Source organism: Pseudonocardia sp. SID8383, from assembly GCF_009864975.1.
GTDB classification, from domain to species: Bacteria; Actinomycetota; Actinomycetes; order Mycobacteriales; family Pseudonocardiaceae; genus Pseudonocardia; species Pseudonocardia alni.
Map to the genome: position 1 here is coordinate 1 of NZ_WWFY01000410.1, position 14928 is coordinate 14928.

The 14928-nt window shown below is 74.5% G+C and carries 15 protein-coding genes and 1 tRNA gene; 6 read left to right on the top strand and 10 right to left on the bottom strand.

Annotation, left to right across the window (positions count from 1 at the left end; all coding sequences use genetic code 11):
- Nucleotides 1-868: 868 nt before the first annotated feature.
- Nucleotides 869-1651, bottom strand: coding sequence for a phosphatase PAP2 family protein (locus tag GTW08_RS32950; protein WP_083658036.1), 783 nt, complete (start codon nt 1649-1651; stop codon nt 869-871).
- A gap of 86 nt (nt 1652-1737) precedes the next feature.
- Complete coding sequence (locus GTW08_RS09920) at nt 1738-2649, bottom strand: LysR family transcriptional regulator (protein WP_073574019.1); 912 nt, start codon at nt 2647-2649, stop codon at nt 1738-1740.
- 273 nt (nt 2650-2922) lie between these two features.
- On the opposite strand from GTW08_RS09920, the gene GTW08_RS09925 reads away from it, so the two are divergent.
- Together GTW08_RS09925 and GTW08_RS09930 are read left to right on the top strand one after the other, a co-directional pair.
- Entirely contained in the window at nt 2923-4023 is a 1101-nt protein-coding gene (locus GTW08_RS09925) for a PrpF domain-containing protein (RefSeq protein WP_073574020.1), read from the top strand.
- Between the two features lie 73 nt (nt 4024-4096).
- A complete protein-coding gene (locus GTW08_RS09930) occupies nt 4097-5389 on the top strand; it encodes an SLC13 family permease (protein ID WP_073574021.1) in 1293 nt (430 codons plus the stop codon).
- Between the two features lie 257 nt (nt 5390-5646).
- Here GTW08_RS09930 and GTW08_RS09935 read toward each other — a convergent pair.
- Nucleotides 5647-5721, bottom strand: a tRNA-Ile gene (locus GTW08_RS09935).
- A 96-nt stretch (nt 5722-5817) separates the two neighbouring features.
- Between GTW08_RS09935 and GTW08_RS09940 the strand changes: the two genes are divergently transcribed.
- Nucleotides 5818-6687, top strand: coding sequence for an LLM class flavin-dependent oxidoreductase (locus GTW08_RS09940; protein ID WP_073574022.1), 870 nt, complete (start codon nt 5818-5820; stop codon nt 6685-6687).
- Between the two features lie 14 nt (nt 6688-6701).
- On the opposite strand, the gene GTW08_RS09945 is transcribed toward GTW08_RS09940, so the two are convergent.
- The 3 genes from GTW08_RS09945 to GTW08_RS09955 all read right to left on the bottom strand — a co-directional run bounded on the left by GTW08_RS09945 (nt 6702) and on the right by GTW08_RS09955 (nt 8860).
- Nucleotides 6702-7388 (bottom strand): TetR/AcrR family transcriptional regulator, encoded by a 687-nt coding sequence (locus GTW08_RS09945; protein ID WP_083658037.1) that lies wholly within the window; start codon nt 7386-7388, stop codon nt 6702-6704.
- Nucleotides 7389-7491: 103 nt separating this feature from the next.
- Nucleotides 7492-8247 (bottom strand): SDR family oxidoreductase, encoded by a 756-nt coding sequence (locus GTW08_RS09950; RefSeq protein WP_073574024.1) that lies wholly within the window; start codon nt 8245-8247, stop codon nt 7492-7494.
- A 76-nt stretch (nt 8248-8323) separates the two neighbouring features.
- Complete coding sequence (locus tag GTW08_RS09955; RefSeq protein ID WP_157818520.1) at nt 8324-8860, bottom strand: metal-dependent hydrolase; 537 nt, start codon at nt 8858-8860, stop codon at nt 8324-8326.
- A 120-nt stretch (nt 8861-8980) separates the two neighbouring features.
- On the opposite strand from GTW08_RS09955, the gene GTW08_RS09960 reads away from it, so the two are divergent.
- Both GTW08_RS09960 and GTW08_RS09965 read left to right on the top strand, forming a co-directional pair.
- Nucleotides 8981-10291: a D-arabinono-1,4-lactone oxidase gene (locus tag GTW08_RS09960; RefSeq protein ID WP_073574026.1), complete on the top strand. Its 1311-nt coding sequence runs from the start codon at nt 8981-8983 to the stop codon at nt 10289-10291.
- Nucleotides 10273-11283: an alanine racemase gene (locus tag GTW08_RS09965; RefSeq protein ID WP_073574027.1), complete on the top strand. Its 1011-nt coding sequence runs from the start codon at nt 10273-10275 to the stop codon at nt 11281-11283. Before GTW08_RS09960 ends, GTW08_RS09965 begins: the two co-directional genes overlap by 19 nt.
- A 3-nt stretch (nt 11284-11286) precedes the next feature.
- Here GTW08_RS09965 and GTW08_RS09970 read toward each other — a convergent pair whose 3' ends face one another.
- From GTW08_RS09970 to GTW08_RS09985, 4 genes are read right to left on the bottom strand one after another with little or no spacing between them, the layout of a single operon-like run.
- Entirely contained in the window at nt 11287-11727 is a 441-nt protein-coding gene (locus GTW08_RS09970) for an SRPBCC family protein (RefSeq protein ID WP_073574028.1), read from the bottom strand.
- A gap of 22 nt (nt 11728-11749) precedes the next feature.
- On the bottom strand, nt 11750-12493 hold the full coding sequence (locus GTW08_RS09975; RefSeq protein WP_139282684.1) for a hypothetical protein: 744 nt from the start codon (nt 12491-12493) through the stop codon (nt 11750-11752).
- A gap of 11 nt (nt 12494-12504) precedes the next feature.
- On the bottom strand, nt 12505-13338 hold the full coding sequence (locus GTW08_RS09980) for a phosphoenolpyruvate hydrolase family protein (protein ID WP_073574030.1): 834 nt from the start codon (nt 13336-13338) through the stop codon (nt 12505-12507).
- On the bottom strand, nt 13335-14525 hold the full coding sequence (locus GTW08_RS09985; RefSeq protein WP_073574031.1) for a Tm-1-like ATP-binding domain-containing protein: 1191 nt from the start codon (nt 14523-14525) through the stop codon (nt 13335-13337). The genes GTW08_RS09980 and GTW08_RS09985 overlap by 4 nt, the downstream gene beginning before the upstream one ends.
- A gap of 126 nt (nt 14526-14651) precedes the next feature.
- Here GTW08_RS09985 and GTW08_RS09990 point away from each other — a divergent pair.
- On the top strand, nt 14652-14928 hold a 277-nt coding region (locus GTW08_RS09990), incomplete at its 3' end, for a hypothetical protein (protein WP_202416881.1).

Below are 14928 nucleotides of genomic sequence, written 5' to 3' on the forward strand. Positions count from 1 at the left end.
CCGGCCGCGGCCGCGTCCCGGGCCGCCCACCGCACCGCCTTCAGCGCGGACTCCGACCCGTCGACACCGACGACTTCGAGGGACTCGTTCGCATCGTTCATCGGGCTCCCTCCCTCGTCCCCCAGGCTGGCCCACTGCCCGCCGTCCGCGCCCCGGCCGAAGGGCCCCCGCGGCCGGGCCGGAGGGCGCGTCCGGCGACGGACGGTGGCGCCGGGCTGAGCCGTCGGGACGCCTGCGGTCCGGCCACCACCGACGTCGAGGTCCGCCGGCTCCGACGGATCTCCGCGACGACGGTGTGGACGCCGGCGTAGCTGCCCTCGGGGAGGTCGGTCAGCCAGAGACGGAGGCTGCCGCCGACCCCCAGGCGTCGGCCTGCGCGAGGACGCGCCGGCGCGGCACCGGGGAACCGCAGCCCGTCGAGCACCCGGTACAGCGTCCACCCCAGGTGCGCGTCGAGTGCGACGTCAGCACCGGACGTGTCGTCCGTGGTGGTGCCGATCCGTCCCGGAGAAATGTCGCCGGAGAATCGTCGCGACCGGCTTGCACGGAACACATACCTCACGCCGTGCTGCAATCTCGGAATCGGAGAGAGCCGTTCCCCCGGCGCTCAGGGGAACACCGGGGCCGGCCACTCTCCCTGAGCGTGGCCGGCCCCGGCCCTCGTCCACCCGCCTGCTCCCCAGCGGCGGGTGGACGGCATCCCCCCGATGCCTCCATGGTGCTCGGGGCCGGCGGGGAGGCGAAGGGCCGAAAGGCCCGGGCCCGGTGGCGTCGGCCCGGAACCCTCTACCGGGGACCCGGGCGGCAGGGAGCGCGTCGGTACCCGGCAGTGAGTCGGCCGCTCACCTCGTCGACGAGGATCTGCAGGTCAGGGTCGTTCGGAGCCCCGTCCGGTCACCCACATCAGACCCGTGACGACGACCGCGAGCCAGGCTCCGCCGAGCGTCCAGCTGGTCGCGACGTCGGTGACCCAGTGCACCCCCAGGTAGAGCCGGCTGAGGCTGATCGTGAGGATCGCGGCGGCGGCGACGGCGCCGACCACGACCCGCCATCCGGGGGACCGCACCGCGCGCCCCAGGACCACGGCGACGATCCCGATGACCACGATCGCCCCGAGGGCGTGGCCGGAGGGCAGCGACAGGTCGGGCTCGACGACCAGCTGGGTCGCCACCGGTGGTCGGGTGCGGCCGTAGACGTCCTTGAAGGTCGGCACCAGCACCGCCACGCCGCCGGTCGCGACGGCGACGGCCACTGCGTCCCACCAGCGACGCATCACCAGCAGGACGGCGACGGCCGCCGCCGCGAGCAGCAGCGTCCCGTTCGTCCCCCCGTAGCGGCTGACCGCCTCCATCAGCGACGTCAGGTCCGGGGTGCGGTGGGCGACCATCCAGTCCAGCACCGGCCGGTCGGCCCCGGCGACGATGCGGTTCGGGGCGTCCTCCACCGCGTCGACGACGACGGCCTGCGCCATGTAGAACGCCACCGCCGCACCCGACCCCCACAGCACCGGGCCGGGGACACGGACGTCGCGACCGATCAGCGGGCCCGACGTCACCAGGCCCACCCGGTGGGCGAACAGGACGGCCGCGACGAGCAGCCATCCGAGTGTCAGGACGAGTCCCGCGGCCTGCTGTGCATCGGCGGTGTTCACCGCGCAACTGTCCCGCGCCGGTGCTGTGGCGGCGCTGAGAGCGCCGGCCCGGGACGTACGGGGACACCGGACGCGACCGTCCGGGCTCACGGCTGCGTCTGGTACTCCCGCGCGACGTCGACCAGCATCTGGTGCATCGCCAGCTCCGCCGGCGCCCGCAGCCGGTCCGGCCGGTGCGCCAGCAGCACCCGCCGCGACGGCGCCTCCCGTCCGAGGCCGAGCACCCGCACGTCGGGGCGGGGTGCACTGACCGCCGTCCGCGGGGCCAGCGCCACTCCGACGCCGACGCTGACCATCGCCTGCGCCTCCTGGTAGTCGTTCGCCTCGAAGGCGATGCGCGGTGAGAACCCGGCGGCCCGGCAGCTGCGTTCCAGCACCTCGGCCACCGGGTGGTCGTGGGCGCGGACGATCCAGTCCTCGTCGGCCAGCTCGGCCATGGTGACGCTGCGGCGGCGGGCGAGGCGGTGGTCGTCGGCGACGACGAGGACGGTCGGGTCGTCGAGCAGCGGGGTGAGCGAGAACTGCGCCGGGTCGACCCGGTCCCAGGCGTAGTCCCAGAGCAGCGAGATCCCGACCCGGCCGCTCTCCAGCATCGCGATCAGCTCGTCGTGGCGGGCGCTGCGGACGTCGAGCCGGATGTCGGGGTACTGGCGGCGGAAGCGGCTGACGACCCGCGGCATCAGCGCGCTCGCGATCGTCGGGAACGTACCGATCGCGAGCGTCCCGCGGCGCAGCCCGGCCAGCTCGGCGAGGTCCGCCTCGGCGGCCTCGAGGCGGCGCAGCACGTGCCGGGCGTGCCCGGCGAGCACCGCGCCGGCCTCGGTGGGGAGCACCCCGCGGGCCTGGCGCTGCAGCAGCGGCTGGCCGGCCTCCTTCTCCAGGCGGCGCAGCTGCTGGGACACCGCCGACGGTGAGTAGCCGAGCTGTTCGGCGGCCGCGGTCATGGAGCCGGAGTCGAGCACCGCGGCGAGCAGCGCGAGCCGTCGGACGTCGAGCACGGGGCCTCCGGGGGCCGGTCGGCCGCTCGAAGCGACCGATGACGGGGGGTCGGTGAATCGGCGTTCTACTGGGGGTCATGCAGTTCTGCTTCACACAGCTGAGCTGGACAGTCTCGATCCGATGCCGGTCCTTCGCCCCGTTCCGGCTATCACCAGCATGAAGCAGAACTTCACGAGGGTGCCACAACTCGTGATTGTGCTGCACGTCGGTCGGCGTCACCGTCGACGACGTCGCCGACCCCCGGCGGCCGCGCCGTAACTCCGGGAGCAGCCATGCGAGACATCTCCGCCACGTGGATGCGCGGTGGGACCAGCAAGTGCTGGGTCTTCGACGCCGACGACCTCCGGGTCGACGGCCGCACTGCGGACGAGGTGCTGCTCCGGCTCTACGGAAGCCCGGACCCGCGCCAGATCGACGGCGTCGGCGGCGCGACGTCCACCACCAGCAAGGCCGTCGTGCTGGCCCGCAGCACCCGCGACGACGCCGACGTCGACTACAGCTTCGCCCAGGTCGGCATCGCCGACGGCCGGGTGGACCGGACCAGCAACTGCGGGAACTGCTCCGCGGTCGTCGGGCCGTGGGCGCTGCGCCGCGGGTGGGTCGTCCCCACCGGGGACGTCACCGAGGTCCGGGTGCACAACACCAACACCGGCCAGCTGATCGTGCTGGAGGTGCCGACCCCCGGCGGCCGCGTCGTCGAGGAGGGCCACGAGCACATCCCCGGGGTCCCGACCCCGGGCGTCGGCATCCGCATGTGGTTCGTCGACCCGGCCGGCCGCACGACCGGCTCGCTGCTGCCCAGCGGGAACCCGGCCGACGTCGTGCACGGCGTGCCGGTCACCCTCGTCGACGCCGGCGCCCCGGTCGTCGTCGTCCCGGCGGCGGCCGTCGGGATCACCGGGCACGAGTCGCCCGCCGAGATCGACGCCCTGCCGGGCCTGCTGGACCGGCTGGACGTGCTCCGCCGGGCCGCGGCCGTCCGCATGGGCCTGGCCGACACCCCGCGCGACGCCGCCCGCGCCGTCCCCAAGCTGGCGCTGGTCGCCGAGGGCGCGCCGGGCCGGTCCGACGTGGCCGTCCGCATGCTGTCGATGGGGCGCACCCACCCGGCACTCGCCGTGACCGGCAGCATCGCGCTCACCCTTGCGACCCGCACCGCCGGTACCGTCCTGCACGACCTCGTCGCGACGGAGCGGGAGGACCTGCTGATCGACACCCCGGCCGGCGTGATCGCCACCGTGTACGGCTGCCGTGACGGTCTGCCCGCGGTCGCGGTCCGCCGCACCGCGCGCCGGATCGCGGACGCGCTCCTGGCCCTGCCGGAGCCCGCGACCGCCGCCACCGTCCCGACCGCCGCGGTGCACGCCGCCTGACACCGCCCCGGGACCGGCACCACCGGCCGGATCCCGCCCACACCCGGACCGCTCCGAGTCACGAAGGACAACGATGTCTCCGCAACTTCTCTCCATCCTGGTCCTGGCCGGCATGTTCGTCGTCGCGACGATGCTGCCGATCAACATCGGGATCCTCGCCTTCGTCGCCTCGTTCGTGGTCGGGACGTTCGCCCTCGGCCTCGACGAGAAGGAGATCTTCGAGGGCTTCCCGGTCTCGTTGTTCGTCACGGTCGTGGGTGTCACGTACCTGTTCTCCGTGGCAAAGCTGAACGGCACCATCGACCTGCTCGTCGACGCCGGGATCCGCCTGGTGCGGGGCCGCGCGATCCTGGTGCCCTGGGTGCTGTTCGCCGTCGCCGCGGTGCTCACCGCACTCGGCACCTTCACCCCCGCCGCGGTCGCGCTGCTCGTCCCGGTCGGCATGAGCTTCGCCTTCCAGTACCGCATCAGCCCGCTGATGATCGGCATGATGGTCATCTGCGGCGCGCACGCCGGGGCGTTCTCCCCGATGGCCGTCTCCGGGGCGCTGGTCTTCGGGATCGTCGCCGACTCCGGCCTCGCCGTGTCCCAGGCCGTGCTGTTCTTCGCCAGCCTCGCGTTCAACGCCCTGCTCGGCGGCATCACCTACCTGCTGCTGCGCCGTCGTGGCGAGGAGAGCTTCGTCGAGCGGCCCGAGCCCGCCGCCGGCGACGAGCTCCCCACCGGGGGCGGCGGTGTGGCGACGATGGTCCGCAGGCAGCCCCGCGTCGTGACCTGGCAGCAGCGCGCCACGCTCGTCGCGCTGGTCGGCCTCGTCGTCGGCGCCCTGGCCTTCCACCTGCAGATCGGCTTCCTGGCCCTGGCCGCCGGTGCCGTGCTGGCCCTGATGGACCGCGACAACCTCGGCAGGGCGATCGACGGCATCAGCTGGCCGACGATCCTGCTGGTTGCGGGCATGGTCACCTACGTCGGCGTCCTGGAGCACGCAGGGACGATCGAGTGGGTGTCCGAGGGCGCCGTGCACCTGGGCGCCCCGCTGCTGGTGGCCCTGGTCCTGTGCCTGGTCGTCGGCATCACCTCGGCTTTCGCGTCCTCGACGGCGATCCTGACCGCGGTGATCCCGATGGCGATCCCGCTGCTGCTGACCGGGTCGCTGCCCGCGGCGGGCGTGATCGCGGCGATGGCCATCTCCACCACGATCGTCGACGTGTCGCCGTTCTCCACCAACGGCGCCCTGGTGCTGGCCAACGCCCGGGGTGTGGACCGCACCCGCTTCTACCGCCAGGTCATCACCTACACCTGCGGGATCGTGGCCCTCGGCCCGCTCGCCGCGTGGGCGGTCCTGGTCCTGCCCGGGGTGTTCTGACCCCGCAGGCCAGGACCCCCGACGACGTCGGGACGGGACCCCACCCACGCGACCGGGGCGTCCCTGACCGACCTCCGTGTGCCGGTACCCGCTCCCCGCGGGTGCCGGCACACGGCGTCCCGGGGCCGGGGCTGCCTGCCCGCCGACGACGACCACGCCGTCCGCGCCCGGCTGACGTCCGACGGATGTCCATCGGTGTCGATCGTCGAAGGCCGCCGCAACGGGGCAACAGCACCGGCCTCTGAGCTGCACCTCTGTGCGGCGGGCCGGGCTCGAACCGGCAACCTGACGGGTTATGAGTCCGCTGCTCTGACCAATTGAGCTACCGCCGCGGCGAGCCGGAGAGTACCGGAGCCGGGACACCCCGCACCCGCGTCACCCCGGTCCTCCGCCAGGGCCGGAGGGGACCCGGCCTAGGCTGCGTCGCCATGCGGCTCGGTTACCTCACGCACGTCACCGGTGACGATCCGTCACGCGCCTACCGCGAGACGATCCGGTTGGCGGAGCGGGCCGAGGAGCTCGGGTACGACTCGTTCTGGGTGGCCCAGCACCACGACGGGCATCTCGGTGGGCGGCTGCCGTCGCCGCTGGTCCTGCTGGCCGCGGTCGCCGAACGCACCCGGCTGATCCGCCTGGGGACGGCCGTCGTCGCGTTGCCGCTGGAGGACCCGCGCCGGCTCGCCGAGGACGCCGGTGTGCTGGACGCGCTCTCCGGCGGGCGCCTGGAGCTCGGCATCGGCGCGGGTGCCGACCCCGACGCGGCGCGACGCTTCGGGCGTCACCACGACGACCGGCACCGTGACACCGTCGCCGCACTGGACGTCCTGCTGGAGATGCTGCCGCCCGCGCTCGCCGCGCAACGGGTGTGGTGGGCGACGGCGACGCCGTCGTCCGTGGACGCCGCCGCGGCCCGCGGGGTGGGGGTGCTGTCGGGCAGGCCGCCGTCGTCGGACGGCGACGTCGTGTCCGAGCTGGCCCGGTACTGGACCTACGCCCGCGGGGTCCCGCGCGTCGCGCTGTCCCGGCCGCTGCCGGCGGGCCACTCGACCGGCCGGACCATCGACGACCTGCTGGCCGACCCCGCCCTGCCGTGGGCGGGCGAGATCGTCGTGCAGGCCCAGCCGTCGACCGTGCGCGCCGACGTGCACGACGAGGTGATGGAGCGGACCGCGCGCTTCGTGCGGCCGTTCCTCGGGGTGGCGGGGCCTGCGCACGGGTCCACGGTCGTCGAGGAGGTCGAGACCGACGAGCCCACGCCCGCGATGCGACCGCGGCCGGTGGTGCGGCCGCACCGGTAGGTCGTGGCGACCGCTCACCCCCGCCGCGCGAGCTCGGCCAGCCACTTCTTGAGCAGCACCGTCTCCGGCGCCCCGAGGACGTCGTTGTCGTCGGGCAGCCCGAGCAGGGCCGCCGCGGCGTCGCCGACCCCCGGCCCGCCGGGTGCGTGCTCCGCATGCCCACCGGTGATCGCGGCGAGGGTGGCCTCGCGCATGTCGGCCGACAGCCCGGGGTCCGGGCGCGCGGTGATGATCTGCCGCAGGGTGACGCCGACGTTGGCGGCGAGGACGTGGGCCGCGGCGCGTTCCGGGCGCACGGTGAGCCGGCCCCGGCGGTCGGCCTCCCGGGTCAGGCCGAGCAGGGCGGCGGCCGGTCCGTCCTGGGCGGACGGCCGCCGCCCGGGGGTGACCTGCCCGTACATCAGGGCGTAGAAGCCCGGGTTGGCGAGGCCGAACTCGACGTGGGCGTCCCACCCGTCGCGGATGTCCTGGATCGGGTCACCGCTGGACTCCTGGGCCCGCTTCGCGGACAGGTACTGCTCGAACCCGTGCTCGACCACGGCGTCGAGCAGGCCCTCCTTGCTACCGAAGAAGTGGTACAGCGTGGGGAGGCGGACGCCGGCGGCGTCGCAGATGGCCCGCAGCGGGACGGTCTCCCCCGGCGACGCCGCGATGAGGTCGGCGGCCGCACGCAGGAGCCGGTCCCGGGTCCCGGTCTCCACCGGTCGATCCTCCACCGGCCCACTGTAGGACGGCCGCGCGGCGCCGGGGCGGCGACGGCGGCGCTCCGGCCGCCCCCGCGCCCCGGCGCTCACGACGACATCCTCACCGCGTGGTGTAGCCGCCGTTGGCGAAGATCGTCTGGCCGGTGATCCAGTGCCCCTCGGTGGCGAGGAACCGCACGATGGGGGCGATGTCCTCGATCTCGGTGAGCCGCCCGCCCATCGCCTGCGACTTGTGGAACTCGACCCGCTCCGGGGTCTCCTGCGGGTAGAAGAACGGGGTGTCCATCGGACCGGGCGCGATGTTGTTCACCGAGATGCCGCGGTCGGCGAACTCCTTGGACGCGGCGCGGGTGAAGTGCTCGACCGGGGACTTCCCACCGGCGTAGGTGGAGTAGCCGTCGGTGAAGGCTGCCAGCAGCGCCGTCACGATCGTCACGATCGAGCCGTTGTCGGAGACGCTGCGGCCCGCCTCCTTGATGAAGAAGTACGCGGCCTTGGAGTTGATGTCGAACATCGCGTCGTACTCGGCCTCCGTGGTGTCCACGATCGGCTTGCGGAGCACCTTGCCGACGGCGTTGACGGCGACGTCGATCGGCCCGAGCGACCCCGTCGCGTCGGCGAAGAGCTGCTCGACCTGCGCCGGGACGGTCAGGTCGCCCTGCAGGAGCACCCCTTCGCGACCCGCCGCCTCGACCGCCTTCAGCGTCTCCTCGGCCTCGGCGCGCGAGGACTCGGAGTTGTAGTGGATCGCGACGTTCGCCCCCGCCTCGGCGGCCTGGCGGCTGATGAGGCCACCGAGGTTCTTGCCGCCCGCGGCGACGAGCACGTTCCGGCCCTGCAACGACTGCGTGGTCATGCGTCCTCCCAGATCGAATGTATCGCTTGTATATTCCTGTGTATCAGCCATATAGAGCGATGTCGACCGGGGCCGCTCAGAACGCCCAGGTGCCGGTGATCAGCGCGACCCCCGTGACCGCCAGCAGCCCGACGACGACGTGCTCCCCCGTCCCACCCGTGCGGAACCGCAGCGCCCGCGGCCAGCGGATCCCCTCCAGCGGCCAGAAGGCGAACCGGTTGCCGTTCGAGGTCAGCTCGTCGCCGATCGCCCCGACCCAGCAGCCCGCGCCGGCCGCGACACCGGTCCAGACCGCCGTCTCCCCGGACAGCAGGAAACCGGTCCCCCACCACGCCAGCAGCCCGACCGCGGCCGCGAAGACCGGCGAGTGCGACAGGCCACGGTGCGAGACCCCGGTCGTCACCCGGGACAGCCACCGGATCGCCCGGCACAGGAGCCAGGTGACCGGTGGCAGCGACCGCGCGGCGACGCTCGACGGGTGGTCGAGGTCGGGCGCGAAGGCCGCCAGCGCGCACACCACCACGACCACCGGCACCAGTACCGGCGGCGGCGGGACCGCCGAACAGACCGCGAGCCCCAGCACCGCGCCCGACAACGCGTGCGTACGCCCCATCATCGTGACCCCAACCCCTTCCGAACGAACACGGAGGGTAACCGCGCGACACCGTGACGCCGGGCCGCCGACACGCGTGCCGGTCTTGACCGTGCCCGCCGGGCCGCGCAGGCTCGCAGCGTGACGGACCGGTGGCGCAACTGGGCGGGCAACCAGCGCACCCGTCCGATCAGGACGGTCCACGCCCGCGACGCCGATGACGTCGTCCGGGCGGTGCGCGACGCCGCCGGGAGGGACCTGCGGATCCGCCCGCTCGGCAGCGGCCACTCCTTCACCGGCATCGGCGTGCCCGACGGCGTCGCCCTCACCGTCCCCGCCGACCCCGCCGCGATCCGGCTCGACGGCGGGCTCGTCACCGTCCCGGCCGGGATCACCCTGCACACGCTGAACCGGTGGCTGTGGGCCCACGGCCGCGCCCTGCCCAACCTCGGCGACATCGAGGCCCAGACCGTCGCCGGCGCGATCTCCACCGGCACCCACGGCACCGGCGCCGGGTACCTCGGCATCGCCGACGGGGTGCGCGGGCTGCGCCTGGTCGACGGGCTCGGGGAGCTCCACGAGCTGGGCCCGGCCGCCCACCCCGACCTGTTCGACCTGGCGCGGGTGGGGCTCGGGGCGCTCGGTGTCCTGGTCGAGGTGACGCTGGCGACCGTGCCCGCGTTCCACCTGCACGCCCGCGAGTCCGCGCGCCCGCTCGCCGAGGTCCTCGACTGCCTCGACGACCTCGCCGCCGGCCACGACCACGTCGAGTTCTACTGGTTCCCGCACACCACGACCGCGGTGCTCAAGACGAACGACCGGACGGAACTGCGCTCGCCCGGGCGCGGCCGGGCCGCCGCGCTGGTCGGCGAGGAGGTGCTCGGCAACGGCGCGTTCGGGCTCGTCCAGCGCGTCGCCGCGCTCGCCCCACCGCTGGTCCCGCGGCTCAACCGGGTCATGGCCGGGCAGATGGCCGCCGGGGAGTACGTGGCCCCGTCGTACGCGGTGTTCTGCAGCCCGCGCCGTGTCCGGTTCCTGGAGATGGAGTACGCCGTGCCGCGGGCCGCGCTGTCCGAGGCGTTCGACGGGCTGCGGGCCGCCGCCGCGCGGCACGCCCACGACGTCGCGTTCCCGGTCGAGGTGCGGATACTGCGCGGCGACGACATCGCGCTGTCCACCGCGTACGGACGGGACACCGCCTACCTCGCCGTGCACGTCCACTCGGGACGCCCGCACGAGGCGTACTTCGGGGCCGTCGAGTCGGTGCTGTCCGCACTGGACGGACGGCCGCACTGGGGCAAGCTGCACACCCGCACCGCGGATCAGCTGCGGCCCCGCTACCCGCGGTTCGACGCGTTCGTCGCCGCACGTGACCGGCTCGACCCGGCGGGCCGGTTCCGCAACCCCTACCTCGACCGGGTCCTGGGAGTGCCGTGCACGTCGACGACCTGACCACACCCGCGCTGCTCGTCGACGCCGCCGCGCTGGAGGCGAACCTCGCCGACATGGCCGCGCTGCTACCCGGCCCGCGGCTGCGCCCGCACGTCAAGGCGCACAAGACGACCGAGCTGGCCCGACGGCAGGCCGCCCACGGCCACACCGGGTTCACCTGCGCCACCGTGCGGGAGGTGGAGGGCATGGCGGCGGCCGGGCTGGGCGCGGACCTTCTGCTGGCCAACGAGGTGCTCGACGCCCGCCGGCTCGGCGCCGTCGTCGGGTCGGGCGCGCGGGTCACCGTCGCGATCGACTCGGAGCAGACGTTGCGGGCCGCCGTGGACGGCGGCGTCCGCGAGGTGCTCATCGACGTCAACGTCGGCCTGCCCCGCTGCGGCATCGCGCCCGCGCGGGCCGGGGCGCTCGCCGACGCCGCCCGCGCAGCCGGGCTCGTCGTGCGCGGCGTGATGGGCTACGAGGGCCACCTGCAGATGCTCGACGACGCAGCCGAACGCGCCCGGCTCACCACCGAGTGCACCGACCGGCTGCTGGCCGCGCACGCCGACGTCGGCGGCGAGGTGGTCTCCGGCGGCGGCACCGGCACGCACGCGATGAACACCGCCTGCACCGAGATCCAGGCCGGGTCCTACGCCCTGATGGACACCGCCTACACCGCCGCCGGGCTGCCGTTCCGCCAGGCGCTGACGGTGCTGTCCACCGTGGTCTCGACGACCGCACCCGACGGCGACATGCCCGGCTGGGCGGTCGCCGACGCGGGCCTCAAGGCGTTCGGCATGGACCACGGCAACCCCACGGTGCCCGGTGGGAACGTGTGGTTCTGCTCCGACGAGCACCTGGTGTTCGCCGCCGACGCCCCGCCGCGCACCGGTGACCGGGTGCGGGTCGTGCCGGCGCACGTCGACCCGACCGTCGCGCTGCACGAGCGGATGCACCTCGTCGACGGCGACGAGGTGCTGGAGACCTGGGCGGTCGACCTGCGCGGCTGGTGAGGCCTACCGGCCGAACCTCTCCCCCAGCGCCGCCAGGCCCGCACCGAACACGCCGTTCGCGAACAGGCCCGCGAGGTCGCCCTCGTCGGTGCCGTCGGCGTCGAACTCGGTCCACCACTCGCCGAAGGTGTGCCCGACCGCGGTGACCGGGGCCAGCCGCACGGTGGAGACGTAGCGGCGCACCGGGAACGGCGACTCGAGGATCTCGTAGGTGAGGGCGTGGCCGCGCTCGTCGAGTGCGGTCAGCTCCTCGACGACGGTGCCGCCGCCGTCGGCGAGGGTCAGGCGTCGCTGCGCGCCGATCTCGCTGCCGGAGGCGCCGCGGATCAGCTCGCAGGTCGCGATCGCCGGGTGCCAGCGGTGCAGGCCACCGAAGTCGCGGACGTGCGGCCACACCTCGGCCAGCGGTGCCGTGATCACGGCACTGGAGTAGGGACGGGGCATCGGGGACTCCTCCTCGGGAGTGTCAGGACTGCCGGCGCAGGTGGGGGGCCTGCGCCGCGAGCTGGTCGAGCTGGCTGCGGACGTCGTCGAAGCCGCTGTCGACCCGCAGGTCCAGCGCGATCGACGCGGCCAGCTCCGCGGTGTCGTGGAAGGCGGTGCGGGCGACCTCGAGGCGGGCGCCCACGGTGCGGGCCACCTCGCTGCCCTGGCCCGCGCCCTCCAGGCTCTCCCCCATCCGCGCGGTGCGCAGGGCCTCGGCGAGCTCGGCGTCGAGGTTGCGGCCGATGTCGTGCAGCCAGTCCTTGGCCGGGCCGTCGGGCACCGTGCGCACGACGCCGTGGAAGGCGGTCACCGAGCCGACGCAGCCGGAGTAGGCGCGGGCCCAGCGCGACCCCGCGACGAGGCCGTCGGGCACGGAGGCGGGGGCGTTCCCGGCGGCCCGTCGCATGGCCTCGCGCTCGGCGGGGCTCGCGGAGCGCAGGTAGGAGCGGGCCAGCGCCTGGGCGGGGAGCCCGACGAACAGCACCGCCGGGACCGCGCAGAACACCGCCGAGGCGATCGCGTAGCCCAGCGTCCGGCCGAGCAGTTCGTCGGCCGGGTACTGCCCCACCTGCGTGATGCCGACGATCACCCCGATCAGCACACCGAGGGCCGCCCCGGCCAGCAGGAGCACCAGCCACCCGTGCGCGGCGAGTGCGTGCGACACCCTGCCCCCGCGCACCGCCGTCCGTCGCCGCCAGTCCCCGCCGGGCGGCGGAGCGTCCATCCCGCGCGCCATCACCGCTCCAGCACGTTCTTGAAGGCGCGCGTCTGCTCGGTCAGCGCGGTCTCGGTCGGCAGCCGCTCCATCGACGAGGCCCCGTAGAAGCCGTGGCAGACCTTCGCCGTGCGGAGCACGTGCGCGGCGTCCTCGGGCATCGCGACCGGCCCGCCGTGGACGAGCACGAGCACGTCGTCGCGGACCTCCAGCGCCGCCTGCGCCCACTCGTCGACGAGCGCGACGCAGTCGTCGAGGGTCTTCGCGGTGCCCGCCCCGATCGCGCCGCCGGTGGTGAGCCCCATGTGGCACACCACGATGTCGGCGCCGGCCCGGGCCATGGCGCGGGCGTCGTCGGCGGAGAAGACGTACGGCGTGGTGAGCATGTCCTTGGCCCGCGCCGCGGCGACGAGGTCGACCTCCAGCGCGTAGCCCATCCCGGTCTCCTCCAGGTTGGCCCGGAAGGTGCCGTCGATCAGCCCGACGGTCGGGAAGTTCTGGATGCCGGCGAAGCCGAGCGAGGACAGCTCGTCGAGGAAGCGGTCGGTGAACAGGAACGGGTCGGTGCCGTTGACCCCGGCCAGCACCGGGGTGCGGCGGACCACCGGCAGCACCTCGGCCGCCATCTCGACGACGATGTCGTTGGCGTTGCCGTAGGCCAGCAGCCCGGCGAGCGAGCCGCGGCCCGCCATCCGGTAGCGCCCGGAGTTGTAGATGACGATGAGATCGATCCCGCCGGCCTCCTCGCACTTGGCCGACAGCCCGGTGCCCGCGCCGCCGCCGACGATCGGCTCGCCGCGGGCGGCCATCCCGCCGAACCGCTCCATCAGCTCCGCGCGGCTGAACCGCCTCATCGCCGTACCTCCTGCCAGGCCGAGAGCACCGCGTCGGCGAACTCCGGGTCGTTGACGTGGTGCGCGACCCGCCGGACACCGTCCGGGGAGTCCACACCGGCCTCGATCGCGGCGAACAGCGCCGCGTCCGCCTCGGGATCGTGGAACGCCGCGCCCGGCGCGTCCAGTGCGGACACCCCGCCCAGCGGGAGCAGGAACCGCCACGGCCCGGTCAGCGCGTTCAGCTTCGCCGCCAGCCAGGCCCCGATCTCCCGGTTCTCGTCGACGGTGGTGCGCATCAGGGTGACGTTCGCGTTGTGCTCGTGGAACAGGCGGCCGGCGAAGCGTTCCGGGACGGTCGCGCGTGCGCCGAAGTTGACCATGTCCAGGGCGCCGCAGGAGCCGACCCACGGCACCGCGGTGCGGGCGATCGCGTCGAGCCGGTCGGGGCCGCAGGCCATCACCCCGCCGACGAGCAGGTCCGCGACCTCGGTGGTGGTCAGGTCCAGCACCGAGTCGACCAGGCCGGAGTCGACGAGCTTCTCCATCGACGGCCCGCCCGAGCCGGTGGCGTGGAAGACCAGGGCGTCGACGTCGTCGCCGAGCCGTTCGCGGACCGCGGTGACCAGCGGCGTGGTCACCCCGAACATGGTCAGCCCGACGGCGGGCAGGTCGGCACCGGTCTCCGGCGGCGGGGCGGTGACGGCGGCGGCCAGCATGTGCGCGGCGTTGCCCAGTACCCGTCGCGAGATGCGGTTGAGGCCCGCGACGTCGGTGACGGCGTTCAGCATCGCGACGTCGCTCGCCCCCACGTAGGGCGCGGTGTCGCCGGAGGCGACCGTGGAGACCATCAGTGTGGGCACCCCGACCGGGAGGTCGCGCATCGCCGGGGTGACCAGCGCGGTCCCGCCCGAGCCGCCGAGCCCGAGGACGCCGCCGACGTCGTCGCGGCCGGCGAGGAAGGCCCGCAGCGCCTGCGCCATCGCCCCCACCGCGCTGCCGCGCTCGCCGGTGAACACCGCCTCGGCGCCACCGGGGTGGCAGGCGGCGACCTCGGCCGCGGTGACGTCCGGACCGGGGCACGCCGCACCGGAGGTGGACACGTCCACCCGGCGCACGTCGGCGCCGTCGGCGGCCATCAGCTCGGCCACCCAGGCCAGCTCGGCGCCCTTGGTGTCGAACGTGCCGATCACGTATGCGGTCCCCACACAGGAGTTCTACCCGGACCCGGGCACCCGGGGCGAGAGCCGGAGCCCGGACGGCGCAGGGCACCATGGACACGCCCCCTTCCGCCGGGCTCGTGACCTCGGGGCCCGTGACGTCGTTGGAGAGACATGCTCGGTCAACCGGACGACCCGCGAGGCATCGTGCTCCCGCTCGACGGGCGGCCCGGCGGAACGGAGACCGGCGCCCCCGACCGCAACGGTGGCCCGCGTCCCCTCCGCAACGGCGCCCCTCCCCCCGGCCCGGCACTGCTGCTGAGCTGGACCCCCACGCCGGCCGTCGACGACGACCGCACCTGGGCGACGCTGTCGGCGTCGAGCGAGCTGGCTCGGCGGCTCGCGCCCGACGCCGGCCGCGCACCCGCCGCCGGGCTCACCTTCCGGCTCG

Coding starts and splice junctions, on each gene's coding strand:
- GTW08_RS09925 (WP_073574020.1), top strand. CDS start 2,923: ATGCGAGACATCTCCGCCACGTGGATGCGCGGTGGGACCAGCAAGTGC.
- GTW08_RS09930 (WP_073574021.1), top strand. CDS start 4,097: ATGTCTCCGCAACTTCTCTCCATCCTGGTCCTGGCCGGCATGTTCGTC.
- GTW08_RS09940 (WP_073574022.1), top strand. CDS start 5,818: ATGCGGCTCGGTTACCTCACGCACGTCACCGGTGACGATCCGTCACGC.
- GTW08_RS09950 (WP_073574024.1), bottom strand. CDS start 8,247: ATGACCACGCAGTCGTTGCAGGGCCGGAACGTGCTCGTCGCCGCGGGC.
- GTW08_RS09955 (WP_157818520.1), bottom strand. CDS start 8,860: ATGGGGCGTACGCACGCGTTGTCGGGCGCGGTGCTGGGGCTCGCGGTC.
- GTW08_RS09970 (WP_073574028.1), bottom strand. CDS start 11,727: ATGCCCCGTCCCTACTCCAGTGCCGTGATCACGGCACCGCTGGCCGAG.
- GTW08_RS09975 (WP_139282684.1), bottom strand. CDS start 12,493: ATGGACGCTCCGCCGCCCGGCGGGGACTGGCGGCGACGGACGGCGGTG.
- GTW08_RS09980 (WP_073574030.1), bottom strand. CDS start 13,338: ATGAGGCGGTTCAGCCGCGCGGAGCTGATGGAGCGGTTCGGCGGGATG.